The organism is Pedobacter agri, assembly GCF_032678665.1.
In the GTDB taxonomy this organism is placed as follows: Bacteria; Bacteroidota; Bacteroidia; order Sphingobacteriales; family Sphingobacteriaceae; genus Pedobacter; species Pedobacter agri_A.
Genome location: NZ_JAVTSH010000014.1, coordinates 1 through 16889, shown reverse-complemented (window position 1 = coordinate 16889; position 16889 = coordinate 1). Strand labels below are relative to the sequence as shown.

The following is a 16889-nucleotide window of genomic DNA, read 5'->3' as shown; positions in this document are numbered from 1 at the left end:
AATAATTTTTCTACTCCATCCGATTCTCATCAACCGCCCATTCCGTCATTGCGAAGCCTGTTTTTCACAGGCTGTGGCAATCTCATCGTTTACGCCGTAAAACCACTTTTAGCTTTAAGCCTTATGCCTTGAGCTCAAATGTAATCCTGAGCGTATTCGAAAAAAAACTCAAAATCCTCGTGTAATCTCGAACGGCATTCTTCATGCCGGAGAGAGCTCATTCAAAAAATCCCTCGAGAAAAATCTCTCCTCAACAAATGAAAAATTGGTGTTCATGCCCTATTTTGATTAAAAAAATTTTTACCACACTTACGGTTTCCCGTAAAACTATATTCCGAAAAATTTGTAGGTTTGGCGCTACATATTTACAATTATTGCACAATTTGTTGTGGAACGTAAATATCATCCTTTCTAAATCACATCCATTGCATGTATAGCCGAAAAAAGCTATAGATGAAAAAATTTTTAACGCCAATTATCTTCGCTTTCATGATTGGAAGTGCAAGCGCTCAAAAACAAAAAATACAGGTTTTTCAGTTAATGGAACCTGGTTTTAATACAAAAGCCATCGAAGGAACAATTTCTGAAGTATATCAAACACAAAGATTTGGCAACAAATTATGGTGGATAAAAATTGGTACTGATACACTTATTCATGTTTGGGAAAGGCATTTCGATACGCCAAATATGAAAGTTGGCGACAAAAGGACATTTACTTCTGTCAAACGCTTAGATAGTAACTGGTGGATGAAAGAGAAATCAGAAGCAATAATTAAAATGCCTGATCAGCAAAACATCTTAACCGTTCAGTAATCTAAAAAAAATCTCTTCTTTTTTTATTAAAAAATTGCTCTTTACGGTTTCCCGTAAGGATCTCTTCGCGTATACCAGTATTTTTGAAAAAAAAACAAACTGCAGAAAAATAATAATACAATTAACCCTCAATCTCTCTCAAAAATGCAGCAGATTGCTTCCAATCATTCTCGGGACGGAATAGGAAGCAATCTTGCATTTTTTAATTAGTTAGATAATTAGTCCATGAAATTTTACCGAAGATTTATTATTAAGGAAACTTTTTTAGAAAAAACTGGAATAATATCTTCAAAAAAACATGGGTCATATGGTGCACTATTACTTGACAAAAGATGGAGAGAAAAAAGAAGCTTTATATTACTTAGAGATAATAGCAGATGCATTATATGCGGCAGCGCAAGTAGATTGGAAGTACATCATAGGCAATATCATTATGAATCTGTTTCAAAAAAGTTTAAAGCACCGTGGGAATATTCAAATAATATTCTAATTACTCTTTGCAATTCATGCCATCAACGTGGTCATTCTAAATTTAAAATTCCAATTATTTATGTTTAACTTTTTTAATAAACAAAAACCTGAAGAGGTTTCTAATGACAAAATACTTGTCAGTGAACCAAATAATAGGCTAAATCAGATAGAAATTCCAGAAAACATCTTTATCGAAAAGGAAGTTGAAACGCCATTAAAAAGTACTGAAAATAATGTTAAGCGAGTAGAAAACACTATTGAACTATTATTTGACTTTCTTGACAAAAATCACGAAAACAAAGGGTATGAAGATGCCTTAATGAATCCAGACACTAGACATTTGGAACAAAATATTGAGGCATTAAAGAATCAGCTTGAAAGGACAATTAGAAGAGTCAAAACCTTCTATGAAGATTTTATAAAAGAAATAGATTTTCATATAGATAGCAGAGGACGAAGTGGAATGGTTGATGTTGTAGATGAACTTAAAATGAAAAAAAGCATTGCCGAAAGTCACATAAGTAAAGTTTTGGAAATGGAATTGGAACATAAGGGCAATACTGGTGACAGCCAAGGAATGATTATTAGCTACACTCGTGGTTTCATGAATGGTCTTTCAGCAATTTCACATCACAGTATTCTTAAAAGATTCTAATGAGAAAATTTCAAATTTGGTGGCTAAAACTTAGCTGCTTCCTTACTGGATATAATTATTATATCTTAAGCAACTGTAGCGAGGTTTCAATAAGAAAAGTTAAAAAGTACACAGCGTCTTTACTGATTATTTCTACCGTCTGGGCATTTGTTGGATTTTGTTTCTGTTCAAGATATATTAAGCTGGATTCTTTAGGTAGTATAATTGGTTCTGCTATATCAATCCTTATAATACTTCAAATAGAGCGTCAAATATTACTTGCAGAAAAAACTAACCGAGCACTTAAAATAACCCGTGTAGGATTAGCATTAATGATGGCTGTTATTGGTTCATTGATCATTGATCAAATCATCTTTAAAGATGATATTGATAAAACTAAAATGGAATCCAATCAACTAAAAGTTAACTCTTTAATGCCAATAAAAACTAAAGAAATCACTGATCAAATAAATAACTCAAATAATGCAATTTTTGCAAAAGAAAATGAGCGTAAATTATTATTAGAAGACATTGATAGGAACCCTACAAAAAAAATCATTGAGACTACATCAAGCAAAGTACCGGTCGTAAAAACAACAACAGATAGTTCGAGAAATCAAATTACAAATACAATTCTTCAAAATGTTACATCAACAAATGTTCGATCTATACCAAATCCTAAAATAGAACAACTCCAATCGGTAGATCAGCAAATAAAAGAACTTAACAACCAGAAAACAAGTAAAGAGGCACTACTACTAAATGTTAAAACTGATTTAGAAGAAGAGGTATCTATGAAAGTAGGCTTCCTTGATGAACTCTCTATTATGTATGGCATTCTAAAGAGCTCCTCAATTGCTATGACTGTGTATGGAATATGGTTTATATTTTTATTACTTCTAGAATTGTTAATATTAATAGGAAAATCTAATGAGGAAGAATCTGATTATGACAAAACCATTCAGAAGCAGATGGATATACACTTGAAGAAAATACAGCTACTATAAGTTACGCTCTCCTTAATGAAATCCCTCACACTATCCCTCCTCCTTCTGATCAATATCGCTTGCAGCGAAACCAAAACCGTTTACCTTTGCAACAGCGAAGGGGCTAAAAAATATCATTACAAATCGAGCTGCCGTGGTTTAAGTAATTGCCAGCACAAGATTATCGAAACTACCTTAGAAAAAGCGAAAGGCCAGGGCAAAACTTTATGTGGATGGGAAAAATAGCAATCTTAATTTTGTGGTTCTGGGTTCAGCCGCTTTACCATTTCGAGGCAAGTGAGCCTACATTCAAAAACAAAACATTTAGCGCCAAAGTGATCCGCATTATGGATGGCGACACGATGGAAGTTTTATATCAAAAAACACCCGTTAAAATTCGGTTGGCGCATATCGATTGCCCGGAGAAAAGACGATCACAGCCATTCGGCAATAACGCAAAAATTGCTTTGTCTAATTTATGTTTCGGGCAGCAGGTAATGGTTTATGGAGAAAATTACGACCGCTACCAGAGGCTGATTGCTGTTGTGGCAAATCATAAAAAGCAAATTGTAAATCAAGAAATGGTTAAGCAGGGAATGGCCTGGCACTTTCGTAAATATTCCAAGGATCAACTGTATGCCCAGCTTGAAGCTACAGCCAGAAAGAATAAAATCGGTTTATGGATAGACGCACACCCAGTGGCACCGTGGGAATGGCGGAAACCGCAAAAACCATCATTTCCAGCTAAATCATAATCCTGAAACTTTCGAAGGTTTTTGTTGTTGCTTTAACATACGATTAAAACAACAGATATGATTACGCCGAAACCACTGCTTTCAGAAAATGTAAAAGATTTTATGGATTATGCCCTCGAGGTAATTCAATCGATGGACGGTGCACCTGAACACAGCGAAGCTGACCGACTTCGTGTAGGCGAGAACATCGCAAAATTAAGGAGCTATCTTGATGCTGTAGAGTTATCGTATCAGGAAACGATTCCTGTTATTTCTGCCAGTCAGGTTAACGAAAGTCCTGCCAATTTTAGTGGAACAGGGCATAGTTAATAAGTGCAATTATCCTTAACTTATAAAAGTATATTTCACCGTTCGATTCCCTCTCTGTTTAAACTTTAGAACATCCCCAATTTTAATAGGATGACTTAGGCCTATTTCCCGTCGGCCTAACTTCTACCGTATCTTCTTTCAGCGCATCAGCTTAATCTTTTTCGCTTACGTTATCGCTATATTTTATTTTTTTCGGAATTATTTTACGAAATAGTGTAACACTTTTAAATAAGTTGCGACTAGAATATAGAAACGTAAAGAAAGATAAATTAAAAAGCTCCGACATTGCCATCTGCAGATAAAATAACGGATAAGGAATTAATTGCATTGTGCCTCAACGGAAACGAGGGCGGTTATACCGGACTTTATAACCGATATTCTAGAAAAGTTTACAATTCGATTAGCAGAATTGTGAGCCATACCGCAGAAGCAGAAGACATTCTTCAGGATACATTTTGCGCCGTATTTACGGAAGTGGGGAAGCTGGAAAGTGTGTTAAACATCGAAGCATGGGTAAAAAGGGCCGCGATCAATCGTTCGATTTCGCATATCAGAAAAAAGAAAATAATGTTTTCTGATTTAGGAGGAATGGATGTAGAAGATGAAGGAACGGACATGGAAGAAATGGAGATTTTTGATTGTAAGGTAGAGGATATGAAGAAAAGTATCGAATCGCTTTCATCAGGATATAAAACGATTGTAAACCTGCATGTTTTTGAAAAACTTACGCATGAAGAAATTGCGGTAATGCTCGACTTAACGCCTACCAATGTAAGAACACAATACCATAGGGCAAAAAAGAAGATTTTATTATCACTAAAAGATAAATGTTATTATGAATGATCAGATAAAGGATTTTGTGGAGCAGAACAGGGAAGAATTCGATCATCTCGAAGCACCTGCTTTTGATATGCAACGGTTTAAACGAACAGTGACACCACGCGCAAAACCACAAGTAAAAACGGTTTCACTTTTTAACAGCAAAAAATGGTTGATTGCAGCATCTTTATTGGTTGCCGTAGCATCGACATGGATTTTTTTTTACCGCCAGCGGGAAACGAAAGTGAATTATACACAAAGCAAACCAGTGGACGAGAAACAGCATCCAGCAGTGAACATGCCGGAAGAAATAAAGCCTGAAAAATATACCGAAAGCCCGGCAGCATTACTTCCAGTTGCAGCTGAACGCCATGCATCTAAATCAGAAATGAAGGTTGTTGCGCCCAAAAATGAGGTTTCAGATTATAAAGCGCTGCAAGACAGCAGTTCAGCAAGCATTAGGTTATTGGCCATTTTGGATATAGAAAAATCAAATCGAATCAATAATGAGGTTTTAAATATGCTCTCGCAAACACTCAATCATGATGGAAATACAAATGTGCGTTTAGCTGCGCTAAGTGTACTGCAAAAACACCAAACCGATAGTTATGCAGCTTCTTTGTTGGTTAATTCTTTAAATAAACAAGATGACCCAATGGTTCAGCTCGGACTCATCAGCTTACTCGGAAAAATGAAAAATGTTAAAATTGATGACCAGCTGCATGCCATCGTTAACAATCCCGAAACCTTTGTTGCGGTAAGAGATGAAGCCTACAACGTATTATTAAATCAAGACAAACTATAGTACTTAACAAATAAAATTATGAAAAAACAATTTATCGTTCTTCTTTCTGTGCTTTCAATCGCCATGAGCGCTTCAGCACAGAAACAATACAAACTCAGTAAGTCATCCGGACAACTAAACTTAAACATTCCAGGAGCCATAGTAGAAGGTTACAGTGGTAACGAAATCATATTTTCACTCCCAAAAAATGAAAATGAAATTGTTGATGAACGGGCCAAAGGACTTCGTGTAATTAGTGCATCGGGCTTTGTAGATAATACCGGCTTGGGTTTAGATGTATCAGAAAAAGGATCCGAAATTAACGTAAACGCTGTGAATAAAAAGATTGATGGTGTTGTTTCGATCAAAGTTCCGCAAAACATTAAAATCACTTTTGTGAACCAAAGTAACATTTATCAGCAGGAGATCATCCTTAAAAACCTGAATAATGAAATTGAGATTTCAACCAGCTATAATAAAATTAAACTGGAGAACAACACAGGGCCAATGAATATCAAATCACTATACGGAACTGTAGATGCTACTTTTGCGGATGTGATCAAGGGTCCTGTTTCTATCGTATCGGTTTATGGCCACGTAGATGTTTCCCTGCCTGCAAATGTGAAAGCCAATGTAGACCTTTCGACCAGTTTTGGAAAGATTTATGCAGCTGATGAGCTTAAAATCGCAATTGATAAACAGCTGGCAGATGATAAAAACAATGTAACGGTTATCGGGAAACCGGCAAACAGCCAGGTAACAATAACTGGGGTAAAAAGTGCTACCGGAACCATAAATACGGTTAGAGGCCTGGCCGTTTATGGCGGAAGAAGCTCAGAAGATATTAAAGGTAAAATTAATGGTGGTGGATCTGATTTTATTCTTAAATCAAACTATCAGAATGTATACCTCCGCGTAAAATAATCCATTCATACTGTTCCAATAGGCAATCTCCTATTGGAACCTCTAAATCAAACCCAATTATGAAATTAGTATTATGCTGGCTTTTTACAGCCTTAGTGCCATGTATTGCCTTATCTCAGGAAAAAATAGCAAAGCTTTATCCCGTTAAAAAAGGCCAGACGGTTGATTTTAAATTCGATTACCCGAAAATCATTCGTGTAAGCAACTGGGACAAAAATGAAATATCGGTAGAAGCATCGATAAAAGTGAACGGTGTAGCCGCAAATGATGTTTTTTCCTTATTAAACAGCGAAGCCGATGGGAAGGTGTTGATAGAGAACAAAGTAGACATGGATAAAGTGCCCCAACAGTTTTACACGGTAGAAAATGGCGAGAAACAAATGTTTGATAGCAGGGCACAAATGGAAGCCTTTATAAAGGAAAAAGGAAACACTGTCACTTCCAGCTACCAAACTAAAGACATTGAAATCCTTATCGACATTAAACTTCCAGCCAACGTAGTAACCAATGTAACGGCTACTTATGGTGTAGTAGAAGTTGCCGATTTTGACGGACCGATTACCATTGATGCAAAATTCGGCGGTATTGATGCCAGGCTAAGCCAACAGCAGGTGGGTACACTTAAAATGACCAACCGCTTTGGTAAAATTTATACCAATTATAATTTTCAGCCTAACGAAGTAAAAGAACAAAGATTCTTCACCGCTATCGCCGCTACTCCTGGTAAGGGAGCCAGCTATGATTTTAATTCATCCTTTGGAAATATCTATTTGAGAAATCCTTGAGAAAATTTCGCTACCACAGCCCGAGCAGCCTTAAGCAGGATAAAAGGTTAACAACTGATGAACTTGGCAAATCTAGATGGAGACTTCGTTTGCTAAAGTTAAACCCGCTTTAAAAGCATCGGCATTTGCAAAAGTTGTAGTGGCAATTTGTTGCATCGCTTCCTGCGTAAAAAACCCCTGATGGGAGGTGATCAATACATTTGGAAAGGAAATTAACCTGGAGATTAAGTCATCCTGGATCACATCTTCTGAAAGGTTTTGGAAAAACAATTGCGATTCCTGCTCGTAAACATCGAGCCCGAGATAGCCCAGTTGCCCACTTTTTAAAGCATCAATTACATCTTGCGTAGCAATCAATCCACCGCGACTGGTGTTAATAAGCATGGCGCCAGGCTTAAAAAGTTTGAGCGTAATGTGATTGATCATGTGGTGATTGTCATCCGATAAAGGGCAGTGAAGCGATACAATATCAGCATCGCCAATCACCTCTTCCAGTGAGGCATAAACTAAACCTTCTTCTGCAAGCGACGGGTCTGGGTAAGGATCAAAAGCCATCACCATACATCCAAAACCCTTTAAAATTTTATAAAATGCTTTACCAATATTGCCGGTACCAATAAGTGCCACTTTACAGCCATTTAAATTGAAACCCATCAAACCCTCTAAAGAAAAGTTTCCTTCCCGAACACGGTTGTAAGCTTTATGGGTTTTGCGGTTTAAGGTCAGCACCATCGCCATGGCATGTTCGGCTACGGCTTCGGGTGAATAGGCCGGCACCCGCAATACTTTAATGCCTGCTTCACTTGCCGCAGCAAGATCAATATGATTAAAGCCGGCGCATCGTAACAAAATCAGTCGGATGCCATTTTGTTCTAAATGCATCATCAGTTCTGCATCAGCCCGATCGTTCACGAATAAACAAAGGGCATCAAAACCCTTGGTGAGTACCACATTTTGCAAGCTCAATGCCGCCTCGAAAAACACGAGCTCATATCCCGTATTGTATTTTTCTAAAAATTCACGGTCATATTTACAGGTACTAAAGATGGCAATTTTCATCATGATTTCGATTTTTAGTAAGGTACGGATACCGGCTCAAAGTAATTGTAATCAAAATCATATTTCTTTCTGTATAAGGAATTTGCTAATTGCATTCTCCATTCCGTTCATCAATTTTTTTGATGATGTAAGAAAGTATTTTAGCGTATACTACGTAGGCTACAAACACGTAAAAACCAAGTTGCAGTGCCGAATTGTTTGCTGTAACTGTTTTCAGCACATCGTTTTCGATATTCAAACCTGAGAGCTGACTTTTTAAGATCCCATTTAACCCGATATACGTCATGGCAATACCCACAACCATCACATCGGCCATATCCCATTTACCCAAATCGAAAGCCATAAAACGCAAAACCTTCTGGCTCCCGAACAAATGTGCGCAGGAAACATGTAAGGCTCTGGCGATGATCCGCAGCAGCGGGAAAACGACAACAAAAATAAGCAGCAATACACCCACCAAAACCGCATCGGGTTTGGGCTGCTCAATCAATGTTCCGATAATACCCAAAATACTTTTACTCTGGAAAAACAATACCTGATTGGTAAAGGCAATTTTATCGCCCAATAAAGCAAACTCCATCGATTGGATACGGGCATCTACCTCAATAATGGGCGAAGTGACGCCAACAACCAGCAAAACCAGGGCGAACAGGAGCGACATCACGAACAACGGCACATGCAACCTTACCTGTTTACGCAGAAATAACCACAAAACCAGTGCAATGGAAACACAGCCTAAAAGGCAAAGTCCGTTAAATGTGGTTTCCTTTTTAATGTGATCCAGTTTGGTTTTCACTACCTGATCAAAAGCATTGGCATTATTGACGTGATATTTATGGTAAATATTGCGTTCTACTGTGCTGATGGTGGTAACCGAGCGATCGTAAGTTTGCTCTTCCAGTTCATCTAGTTTGCTATTTGCGATTCCTTTTATGCGTTTCAAACTGGATGGACTCGTAATTTTAACTACGATTGTTTTGGCAAATGAAGGAACCTGGGCATGAAGTTCATCAACATCTACAAAGGTATTAAAAGCCAGTTTTTTTAATTTGCCAGCCAAACCTTTTTGTGGCCGGGTAATTTCGGCTACAGCTTTGTTAATTAATCCATGTAATTGTTTTTCTACGCCTTCCCGCATCTCGGTTTTCTGCTTTGCGGTTAACTTAAAGCCTTTCACTCTACGGTCTACCACCGCCGAGATTTTTTCTCCCCATCTGTCTACAGAGAAAATGCCAAAAGTAATGTTGTTCGATAAACTATAATCTTCCTTTATCGATTTCTGTTCGTAAGTTACCTGATGAAACTGGTAGCCAAAAAAAGCGGCGCCTATTAAAAGAATACTTAAAACGGCTATGAGCGCAAATGGAGCAAACTTGTTTGCTTTTGCAGGTATATCGGGAGTGGTGTTTATTGTCGCCATAAATTAATCAAACCTGTTAATGGGCATCGTGTGGAGTAATGAACTTTAATATGGTAGATAATATGAGTCCATAAAGTACAAAACTGATAAAAATGATATATCCTGGCTGTAATGCCGTATTATTCGTGGTTAAGATGGTGAGTGAATCGTTTTTGATGTTTAATGCCTGCAGCTGACCTTCCAGCAAACCGTTCAGCCCGATATAAGCCATCAAAATGGCAATGACTATCACATCAGCCATGCTCCATTTGCCCGATTGAAAGGCGAAATATTTGATTACGCCATTTTCTGCAAGCTTTTTGTTCCCTAAAAGGTGAATACCGGTTGAGCTCAGTTTTACCACCGGAAACAGGATACTAAATACCAGGATCAGTACGCCCACCAGGATAGAGTCTATTCCGGATTGACTGATCAAAACCATCACCACATCCATAATACTTTTGCTCTGGAAAAACAGCACCTGATCTTTAAATGTAACATGCTCCCCAAGTAATACGAAATCGAGCGATCGGATTCGGGCATCAACCTCAATCATGGAAGCGGTAAGCCCGACCGCCAACAACATGAAAGCAAATAACAGCGACATCACAAACAGCGTAACATGTAAATCACGGCGTTTGCGTAAGCCCCACCAAAATGCCAGTACAACTGCTACACAACCCAGCATCCCAAAAGAATAACGATAGGTTTGGGTACGGATTTCGGCCAATGATGCCACCAGTTTTTCGTTAAGTGAGGGCGTTGATGATACTTTGTAGCGGGCATACATGGCTTCAACCTCCTTGCGTTTGGCCACAAAGGCACTATCTTTCATCTCCTCGCTGGCCAGTTCATTAAATTCGCCAATGGCCATTTTACTGAGCTGACGCTTATTTTTCGGATCGTCTACTTCAGCAATAATTTTCCTTGCAAAACCTGGTACCTGCGCCCGGATGCTGTCGGAATTCACAAAGTTTTTAATGGCGAACTTTTGAATCTTTCCGCTGATGGTTTTCTTTTTCTTGTTGACCAGTGCTTCCGCCTTATCAATAAGTGCCAGCAGCACCTGCTCTACCTCGGTTTGCAGCACCTTTTTTTGTTTTTTCGTCATCTTAAGGTTACGAACCTGGTGGTTGACGATTTTCGAAACGTTCTCCTTCCACTGTTGAACAGAGAAAAGTCCAAAAGTGATGTTATTGATGTTGGAGTAGTCTTCCTTAATACGTTCCTGCTGATCGGAAAGCACGTGTAACTTCCATCCGAAATAACCTTCGGCACCAAGCAACAATGCGAGTGCGAGGATTAAAAGCAATTTAGGACGAAAGGAATTTCGTTGCTTTAGAGGGTTTTCTGATGTTTCCAAGCCTGTGGGTTTATAGGGTAATTTGCTCCTTGTCCAAAACATCCATCATCTGTCCAGTGATTAGAATATGGCATGATGTAAAATCTTTTGGTTAGTCGTTCGGCAGATAAAACCAACAATCCCATAAAAAGGTTTTAAAAGGTAAGAAATTTTGTTTAATCGAGGCATCGAGACATCGACGTAGGTTTGAACCATATAGGCAATTCCTCCAATCAATCCGTCATCGCAAATCGATCGTCATTGCGAAGCCTGTTTTTCACAGGCTGTGGCAATCTCATCGTTTACGCCGTAAAATCGCTTTCAGCCTTAAGCTTTAAGCTCTACGCCCTAAGCTCAAATGTCATCCTGAGCCTGTCGAAGAATAGATCGCAAATCCCTCCCGGTCATAAGTTTTACTAAACCATATAGGCATATAGAACATATAGAAGAACAAATTACCGTTTACGCCATAAAACCACTTTCAGCTTTCGGCTTTAAGCTTTAAGCTCAAATGTCATCCTGAGCCTGTCGAAGGACAAACCGCAAAACCATCCAAGCCATAAGTTTTATTAAACCATATAGGCATTTAGAACATATAGATGAATAAATTTTATCGTTTACGCCATAAAACTACTTTCAGCTTTAAGCCTTAAGATCAAATACCACTAAGCACACGGAGTTTTCACAGAGCGAACAGAGCCAAAAATTCAACTCTGTTTACTTCGTGTCTTCTTCGTGTTCTCTGTGGTTATATCATCTTACTATTTACGCTTTAAGACCACTTTCAGCTTTAAGCCTTAAGCTTTAAGCTCAAATGTCATCCTGAACCTGTCGAAGGACAAACCGCAAATCCCTCCTGGTCACAAGTTTTACTAAACCATATAGGCATTTAGAACATATAGAAGAACAAATTATCGTTTACGTCGTAAAACGGCTTTAAGCTTTAAGCCTTAAGCTCAAATATCATCCTGAGCCTGTCGAAGGACAACCACACCCCCCGGTCATAAGTTTTATTAAACCATTTAGGCATTTAGAACATTAAGGATGATTCATCAAGTTTTATTGTCGTACTCAGGATGCAAACATTTGCCTTGTTCATATTGATAAGGCAAATCATCTTAATTAAAAGTTTGCCGAAACTCAACGGGCGACATATTCGTTTTTTTCTTGAAAAGTGTGCTGAATGATTGTGAATGTTCAAAACCCAGCGCATAGGCAATTTCACTCACCGACAAATTGGTGGTAGACAATCGTTCTTTAGCCTGATCAATTAATTTCTCATGAATATGTTGCTGCGTATTTTGTCCGGTGTGTACGCGAAGTAAATCGCTTAGGTAGTTGGGCGAAAGGTTCATCAAATCTGCAATATGCTGTACGGTGAGCAGGCCACGGTTTGTGGCTTGCTGCCCATTAAAATAATCATCAACCAGTTGATCGAATTTTGCCAGTAACTGATGGTTATTGTTCTTACGAGTGATAAACTGCCGTTCATAAAAGCGATTGGAATAATTTAATAACAGCTCTATTTGCGAAAGAATAATCTCCTGGGTATGCCTGTCGATATGCATACATTCCTTTTCAATTTTATCCAGAATGGTGATTAAATTTTCTTCTTCTTCGGCAGATAGGTGTAATGCTTCATTGACCGAATAGGAGAAAAAACCATATTGATGGATGCTGGCGGCCAGGCGGTGTTTCAACAAAAAATCAGGATGAAAGATCAGCAAATAACCTGAACCACATGCTGTGGCCTGCAAATCCAAATGCTGAACCTGGTTAGGTGCCGTAAAGCTAAGTACACCTTTATCATAATCGTAATGTTGCTGTCCGTACCTGATTTTTCCGGTGGCCTCTTTTTTTAGTGCTACACAATAAAAATGGTTTACAAATCCCTTCCAGATTTCATCTTCCAGAAAAATGCAATGATCGAGGTCGATCACACTTACTAAAGGATGCAATGGCTCGGGAAGCGACAAAAGCCGGTGAAACTGCGAAATTGATTTGATGGCATTCATGCTGTAAGTTATTAATTTAAGGAAAAAGAAAAGCGGCTGCAATGTCAAAAAAATGCAGCCGGTTCAATTAATCGATTAGGCCCATGCTAAATTCATCATAAGGTTTTCCGGTATCGGTACCCAGAGGCACGATACTTTCTAACCGCAACAGATCCGAGTCGGTCAGCTCAATCAATGTAGCAGCGAGATTTTGCTCCAAATACCTCCGGCGTTTTGTTCCGGGAATGGGAATAATGCCTTTACTCATGATCCATGCAAGGGCAAGTTGTGACGATGTTACATTTTTTTCTGATGCTAATGCGGCGATTGCCTCTACCAACTCAATGTTTTTATGAAAATGCGCTTCCTGAAAACGAGGAATTGCCCTGCGAAAGTCATTCTCCGGAAGATCATCTATACTTTTGATTTGGCCAGATAGAAAACCACGCCCAAGTGGTGAATATGCCACAAAACCAATACCTAACTCATTCAAAGTAGTTAATACACCACGTTCTTCAACCGTACGTTCAAATAAAGAATATTCACTTTGAACAGCAGTAACCGGGTGAACAGCATGTGCCCGCTTCACCGTTTCAGATGAAACTTCAGATAAACCGATATACCCGATTTTACCCTCCTTCACTAATTCACTCATGGCACCCACCGTTTCTTCAATAGGCGTATTTTTGTCGAGCCGATGCATATAGTATAAATCAATGTAATCGGTTTTAAGATTTTTCAACGAGCGTTCCACCGCTTTTTTTACATAGTCCCTTTTACCGTTTATGGCCCAGGTTACTTTATCCTGGTCATCAATTTCCCATCCAAATTTGGTTGCAATAATATATTGATCCCGTTTTCCATCGATGGCTTTGGCAATCAGCTGTTCATTCTTTAAAGGGCCGTATAAATCTGCAGTATCCAGAAAATTGCCTCCCAGTTCCAGGGAGCGGTGAATCGTCGCAATAGCTTCCTGCTCATCTGCGGGGCCATACATGTGCCCTTCTTCAAAACCAGTCATGCCCATACAACCTAAACCAATATTTGGTACAACCAAACCCTGAGTTCCTAATGCTATTTTTTTTATTTCCATCATGCTAATGTTTTTGATGATCCAAAATTCGTTAAGATCTCAAAATCGGATGTATGCAAAACCCCGAACATTGTTTGCAAAATGGGGACAATAAAAAAGATGGATATTATCATAAACTTTTAGTTCACACCTGGATTATCAAGAGCATTGAAGTTTTTCAACTTTCTTCCATTGAGATCCATTCTGTCATGGTGAGGAGGAACGACGCGGCAATATATCCAGTTACATAAAGCCTCAATTTCGCATAAATCCCATCCAGCCAATCCCTCCCGCAAATCCGTCATCTCGACCGTAGCGGACCCACCGTTCAGCTACACCATCCATTTAATACGTCATGTACTATTCTCTACGTTATTGCGAAGCCTGTTTTTCACAGGCTGTGGCAATCTTCTCGTTTACGCCGTAATCCCATCCAGTCACGCCGCAAATCCCATCCAGCCAATCCCTCGATTAAATCCGTCATCTCGACCGTAGTGGAGAGATCTTTGTACTCGGCTTTATTACCTCTTATTATTGTCATACTAATTTCGGATATTTTCTTAGCCTCATCGGCGGCGGCCTCCTACTTTTCTCTTGATAGAAAAGTAGCAAAAGATCAAGGCCTAGATCTGATGTCGGATAAATTCGTCAAAGCTTATATTCCGGCAGCGCAAGCGACCGATGAAGGATCGGTCGGAACGCTCTGCCTTGTTTTGTGTAAAGTGAAGTTTTTGTGCAAAAGCTTTCACGTTTTCTCCATCCATCATCTCTAATGCCGGAAAACCCACTGCCAATCCAGATCCCCCATCTAATGCGTCATTGCGAGGAGGGACGCCGCGACGATCTCATTTTTTAAGCAAAAAACGTTACCAATAATTTGGCAACAAAAAAAGCTGCCATTACGGGGCAGCTTCAGAATATTCAGGATCTGGATTAATTATTTTGCCAATGTCGCGGCAACTTTGTCTGCTGCGGTCACCTCGTCAGCGATGAAAGATTCAGATTTGCGGCTGGCGAAATCGGCTAATTTCACATTTTTCATGTTGCTGGCAATCATGGTGCTTTCTACTGCTGTACCATTTAATTTCAATACGGCATCTTCTTTAACAACCGTGTACAAACTTGTTGCGGTGGTTTTAATTTTTGCAGTAGCACTTTGGTTTAAAAATAACTGCAGGTTTTTTACTTCGAAGTTGTTACTGGTTACCACTACCGATTGTCCGTGAGCCTCTATACGCTCAAGATCTTTAACTGTAATGTTCAACGTTACTTGTTCCGACTCCATGGAGTTGATGTAAAGTGTACTTCCGTTACTAAATATCGAAGTTTTAGTGGCATCATAATTTTCAGAACCTTTGATGCTTTCTTTGTCGCCCTGTGTTAAAACTACTTTTACATTTCCGCTTACCCAAATGCGGTTTACATTTTTAACGGAGGTGGTTTTTGCCAGCGGAGCTGAATCAGCTGCATAAGTGGTGGCTACTGATGAAGCAAATAATACTGCTGTTAATGCTGTTGCGAATAATGTTTTGGCTAATGTTTTCATGACTTTATATTTTAAGTTTTTCAATGTTTTCTGATAATAAGACGACATCAGGTGCAAAACGTTGCAGCCAAAAACGCGGTATTATACCAGCAGCACCAACCTTTAGACCAACGCCTGTAATTCCTCGACGAAAAAGTTTTGGTGAGTGTAAGGGGAACTTTAAACCACATAGTCAATCCCATACGTCATTGCGAGGAACGACGTGGCAATCTTACCGTTTACGCGTATCAACTATAAGTTTAGAAACCATATAGACATTTAGAATATATCTTGCCTAATGCTTTTGTCCACGAATGTCATCCTAAGCCTAGTCGAAGGACAAATCCAAAATCCACTACGTCATTGCAAGGAGGTACGACGTGGCAATCTTACCGTTTATATGTAGCAACCCATTAACTAAAACAACTTCTAATACCTTTCACATGATCAGACCTAATTTTAAATTATCGCTGATAATTGCTACATTTATTTACCTATTGTGATTTCCCACCCCTGATTGCATTTATCAATTCAATGTATTATGGGAAAATTTGTAATTAAAAAAAGAAGCAACGGCGAATTTCAGTTTAATCTCCATGCAGGAAATGGTCAAGTTATTCTATCCAGCGAGGGTTATGTTTCCAAAGCTGGTTGCGAAAATGGAATCAATTCTGTTCGCAATCATGCGCAAAACGATGCCAACTTCGATCGTAAAACTGCCTCGAATGGTAAGCCTTATTTTAACCTAAAGGCCAGTAACGGGCAGGTTATAGGCCGCAGCGAAATGTACGAAAGTGTAAGTGGTAGAGATGCAGGCATTGCTTCGGTGATGTTAAATGCTCCAAACGCCAGTACAGAAGATCAAAGCGCCTAGCGGAAAAATGCTGCTGCCAATATTAGTCAATTTGTACTGGCAATTAAATACAATATGGCCTAAAATCGTGATACAGCTAAGGAATTTTTAGTTGTATCATGAAAATCTCTTGCTAAATCATGTATCAAACCTTATTCCGCCATTGCCTGCCTACTGCAGGCAGGCGAGGAGGAAGCTATGTGGCAATCTTACCGAATGCTATCTACTCGAGTTTTATTTAACCATATAGACATTTAGAACATATAGGTAAATCTTATGCTATTCGATTCGTCCTCACTACACACCCAATCCCTTATCCTCCCACGTCATTGCGAAGCCTGTATTTCACAGGCTGTGGCAATCTT

16 protein-coding genes are annotated in these 16889 nt (G+C 39.0%); 10 read left to right on the top strand and 6 right to left on the bottom strand.

What is annotated here, in order from left to right; genetic code table 11:
* Positions 1 to 453: 453 nt before the first annotated feature.
* The 9 genes from R2Q70_RS21765 to R2Q70_RS21725 all read left to right on the top strand — a co-directional run bounded on the left by R2Q70_RS21765 (position 454) and on the right by R2Q70_RS21725 (position 7280).
* Positions 454 to 813 (top strand): hypothetical protein, encoded by a 360-nt coding sequence (locus R2Q70_RS21765; protein ID WP_316809665.1) that lies wholly within the window; start codon positions 454 to 456, stop codon positions 811 to 813.
* A gap of 550 nt (positions 814 to 1363) precedes the next feature.
* Complete coding sequence (locus R2Q70_RS21760; RefSeq protein ID WP_316809664.1) at positions 1364 to 1939, top strand: hypothetical protein; 576 nt, start codon at positions 1364 to 1366, stop codon at positions 1937 to 1939.
* Positions 1939 to 2925, top strand: a complete 987-nt coding sequence (locus R2Q70_RS21755) for a DUF4407 domain-containing protein (RefSeq protein ID WP_316809663.1) — start codon at positions 1939 to 1941, stop codon at positions 2923 to 2925. The genes R2Q70_RS21760 and R2Q70_RS21755 overlap by 1 nt, the downstream gene beginning before the upstream one ends.
* 212 nt (positions 2926 to 3137) lie before the next feature.
* Positions 3138 to 3659, top strand: coding sequence for a thermonuclease family protein (locus R2Q70_RS21750; protein WP_316809662.1), 522 nt, complete (start codon positions 3138 to 3140; stop codon positions 3657 to 3659).
* Between the two features lie 57 nt (positions 3660 to 3716).
* Positions 3717 to 3968: a hypothetical protein gene (locus R2Q70_RS21745; protein WP_316809661.1), complete on the top strand. Its 252-nt coding sequence runs from the start codon at positions 3717 to 3719 to the stop codon at positions 3966 to 3968.
* Positions 3969 to 4253: 285 nt separating this feature from the next.
* Positions 4254 to 4811, top strand: coding sequence for an RNA polymerase sigma factor (locus R2Q70_RS21740; protein ID WP_316809660.1), 558 nt, complete (start codon positions 4254 to 4256; stop codon positions 4809 to 4811).
* The gene (locus tag R2Q70_RS21735; RefSeq protein WP_316809659.1) at positions 4804 to 5592 is read left to right on the top strand and encodes a hypothetical protein; all 789 of its coding nucleotides are present in this window, start codon (positions 4804 to 4806) and stop codon (positions 5590 to 5592) included. Before R2Q70_RS21740 ends, R2Q70_RS21735 begins: the two co-directional genes overlap by 8 nt.
* Positions 5593 to 5610: 18 nt before the next feature.
* The gene (locus R2Q70_RS21730; protein WP_316809658.1) at positions 5611 to 6495 is read left to right on the top strand and encodes a DUF4097 family beta strand repeat-containing protein; all 885 of its coding nucleotides are present in this window, start codon (positions 5611 to 5613) and stop codon (positions 6493 to 6495) included.
* A gap of 59 nt (positions 6496 to 6554) precedes the next feature.
* Positions 6555 to 7280 (top strand): hypothetical protein, encoded by a 726-nt coding sequence (locus tag R2Q70_RS21725; RefSeq protein WP_316809657.1) that lies wholly within the window; start codon positions 6555 to 6557, stop codon positions 7278 to 7280.
* A gap of 72 nt (positions 7281 to 7352) precedes the next feature.
* Here R2Q70_RS21725 and R2Q70_RS21720 read toward each other — a convergent pair whose 3' ends face one another.
* The 6 genes from R2Q70_RS21720 to R2Q70_RS21695 all read right to left on the bottom strand — a co-directional run bounded on the left by R2Q70_RS21720 (position 7353) and on the right by R2Q70_RS21695 (position 15692).
* On the bottom strand, positions 7353 to 8342 hold the full coding sequence (locus R2Q70_RS21720; RefSeq protein ID WP_316809656.1) for a 2-hydroxyacid dehydrogenase: 990 nt from the start codon (positions 8340 to 8342) through the stop codon (positions 7353 to 7355).
* An 82-nt stretch (positions 8343 to 8424) separates the two neighbouring features.
* Positions 8425 to 9759 carry a paraquat-inducible protein A gene (locus tag R2Q70_RS21715; RefSeq protein WP_316809655.1) on the bottom strand — a complete coding sequence of 445 codons (1335 nt, stop codon included), beginning with the start codon at positions 9757 to 9759 and terminating at the stop codon, positions 8425 to 8427.
* 16 nt (positions 9760 to 9775) lie between these two features.
* On the bottom strand, positions 9776 to 11101 hold the full coding sequence (locus R2Q70_RS21710; RefSeq protein WP_316809654.1) for a paraquat-inducible protein A: 1326 nt from the start codon (positions 11099 to 11101) through the stop codon (positions 9776 to 9778).
* A 1097-nt stretch (positions 11102 to 12198) separates the two neighbouring features.
* Positions 12199 to 13095 carry a helix-turn-helix transcriptional regulator gene (locus R2Q70_RS21705; RefSeq protein ID WP_316809653.1) on the bottom strand — a complete coding sequence of 299 codons (897 nt, stop codon included), beginning with the start codon at positions 13093 to 13095 and terminating at the stop codon, positions 12199 to 12201.
* 67 nt (positions 13096 to 13162) lie between these two features.
* Positions 13163 to 14170 (bottom strand): aldo/keto reductase, encoded by a 1008-nt coding sequence (locus tag R2Q70_RS21700; protein ID WP_316809652.1) that lies wholly within the window; start codon positions 14168 to 14170, stop codon positions 13163 to 13165.
* Between the two features lie 913 nt (positions 14171 to 15083).
* Positions 15084 to 15692 (bottom strand): GIN domain-containing protein, encoded by a 609-nt coding sequence (locus R2Q70_RS21695; protein ID WP_316809651.1) that lies wholly within the window; start codon positions 15690 to 15692, stop codon positions 15084 to 15086.
* Between the two features lie 520 nt (positions 15693 to 16212).
* Here R2Q70_RS21695 and R2Q70_RS21690 point away from each other — a divergent pair.
* Positions 16213 to 16545, top strand: a complete 333-nt coding sequence (locus R2Q70_RS21690) for a YegP family protein (protein WP_316809650.1) — start codon at positions 16213 to 16215, stop codon at positions 16543 to 16545.
* Positions 16546 to 16889 lie beyond the last annotated feature (344 nt).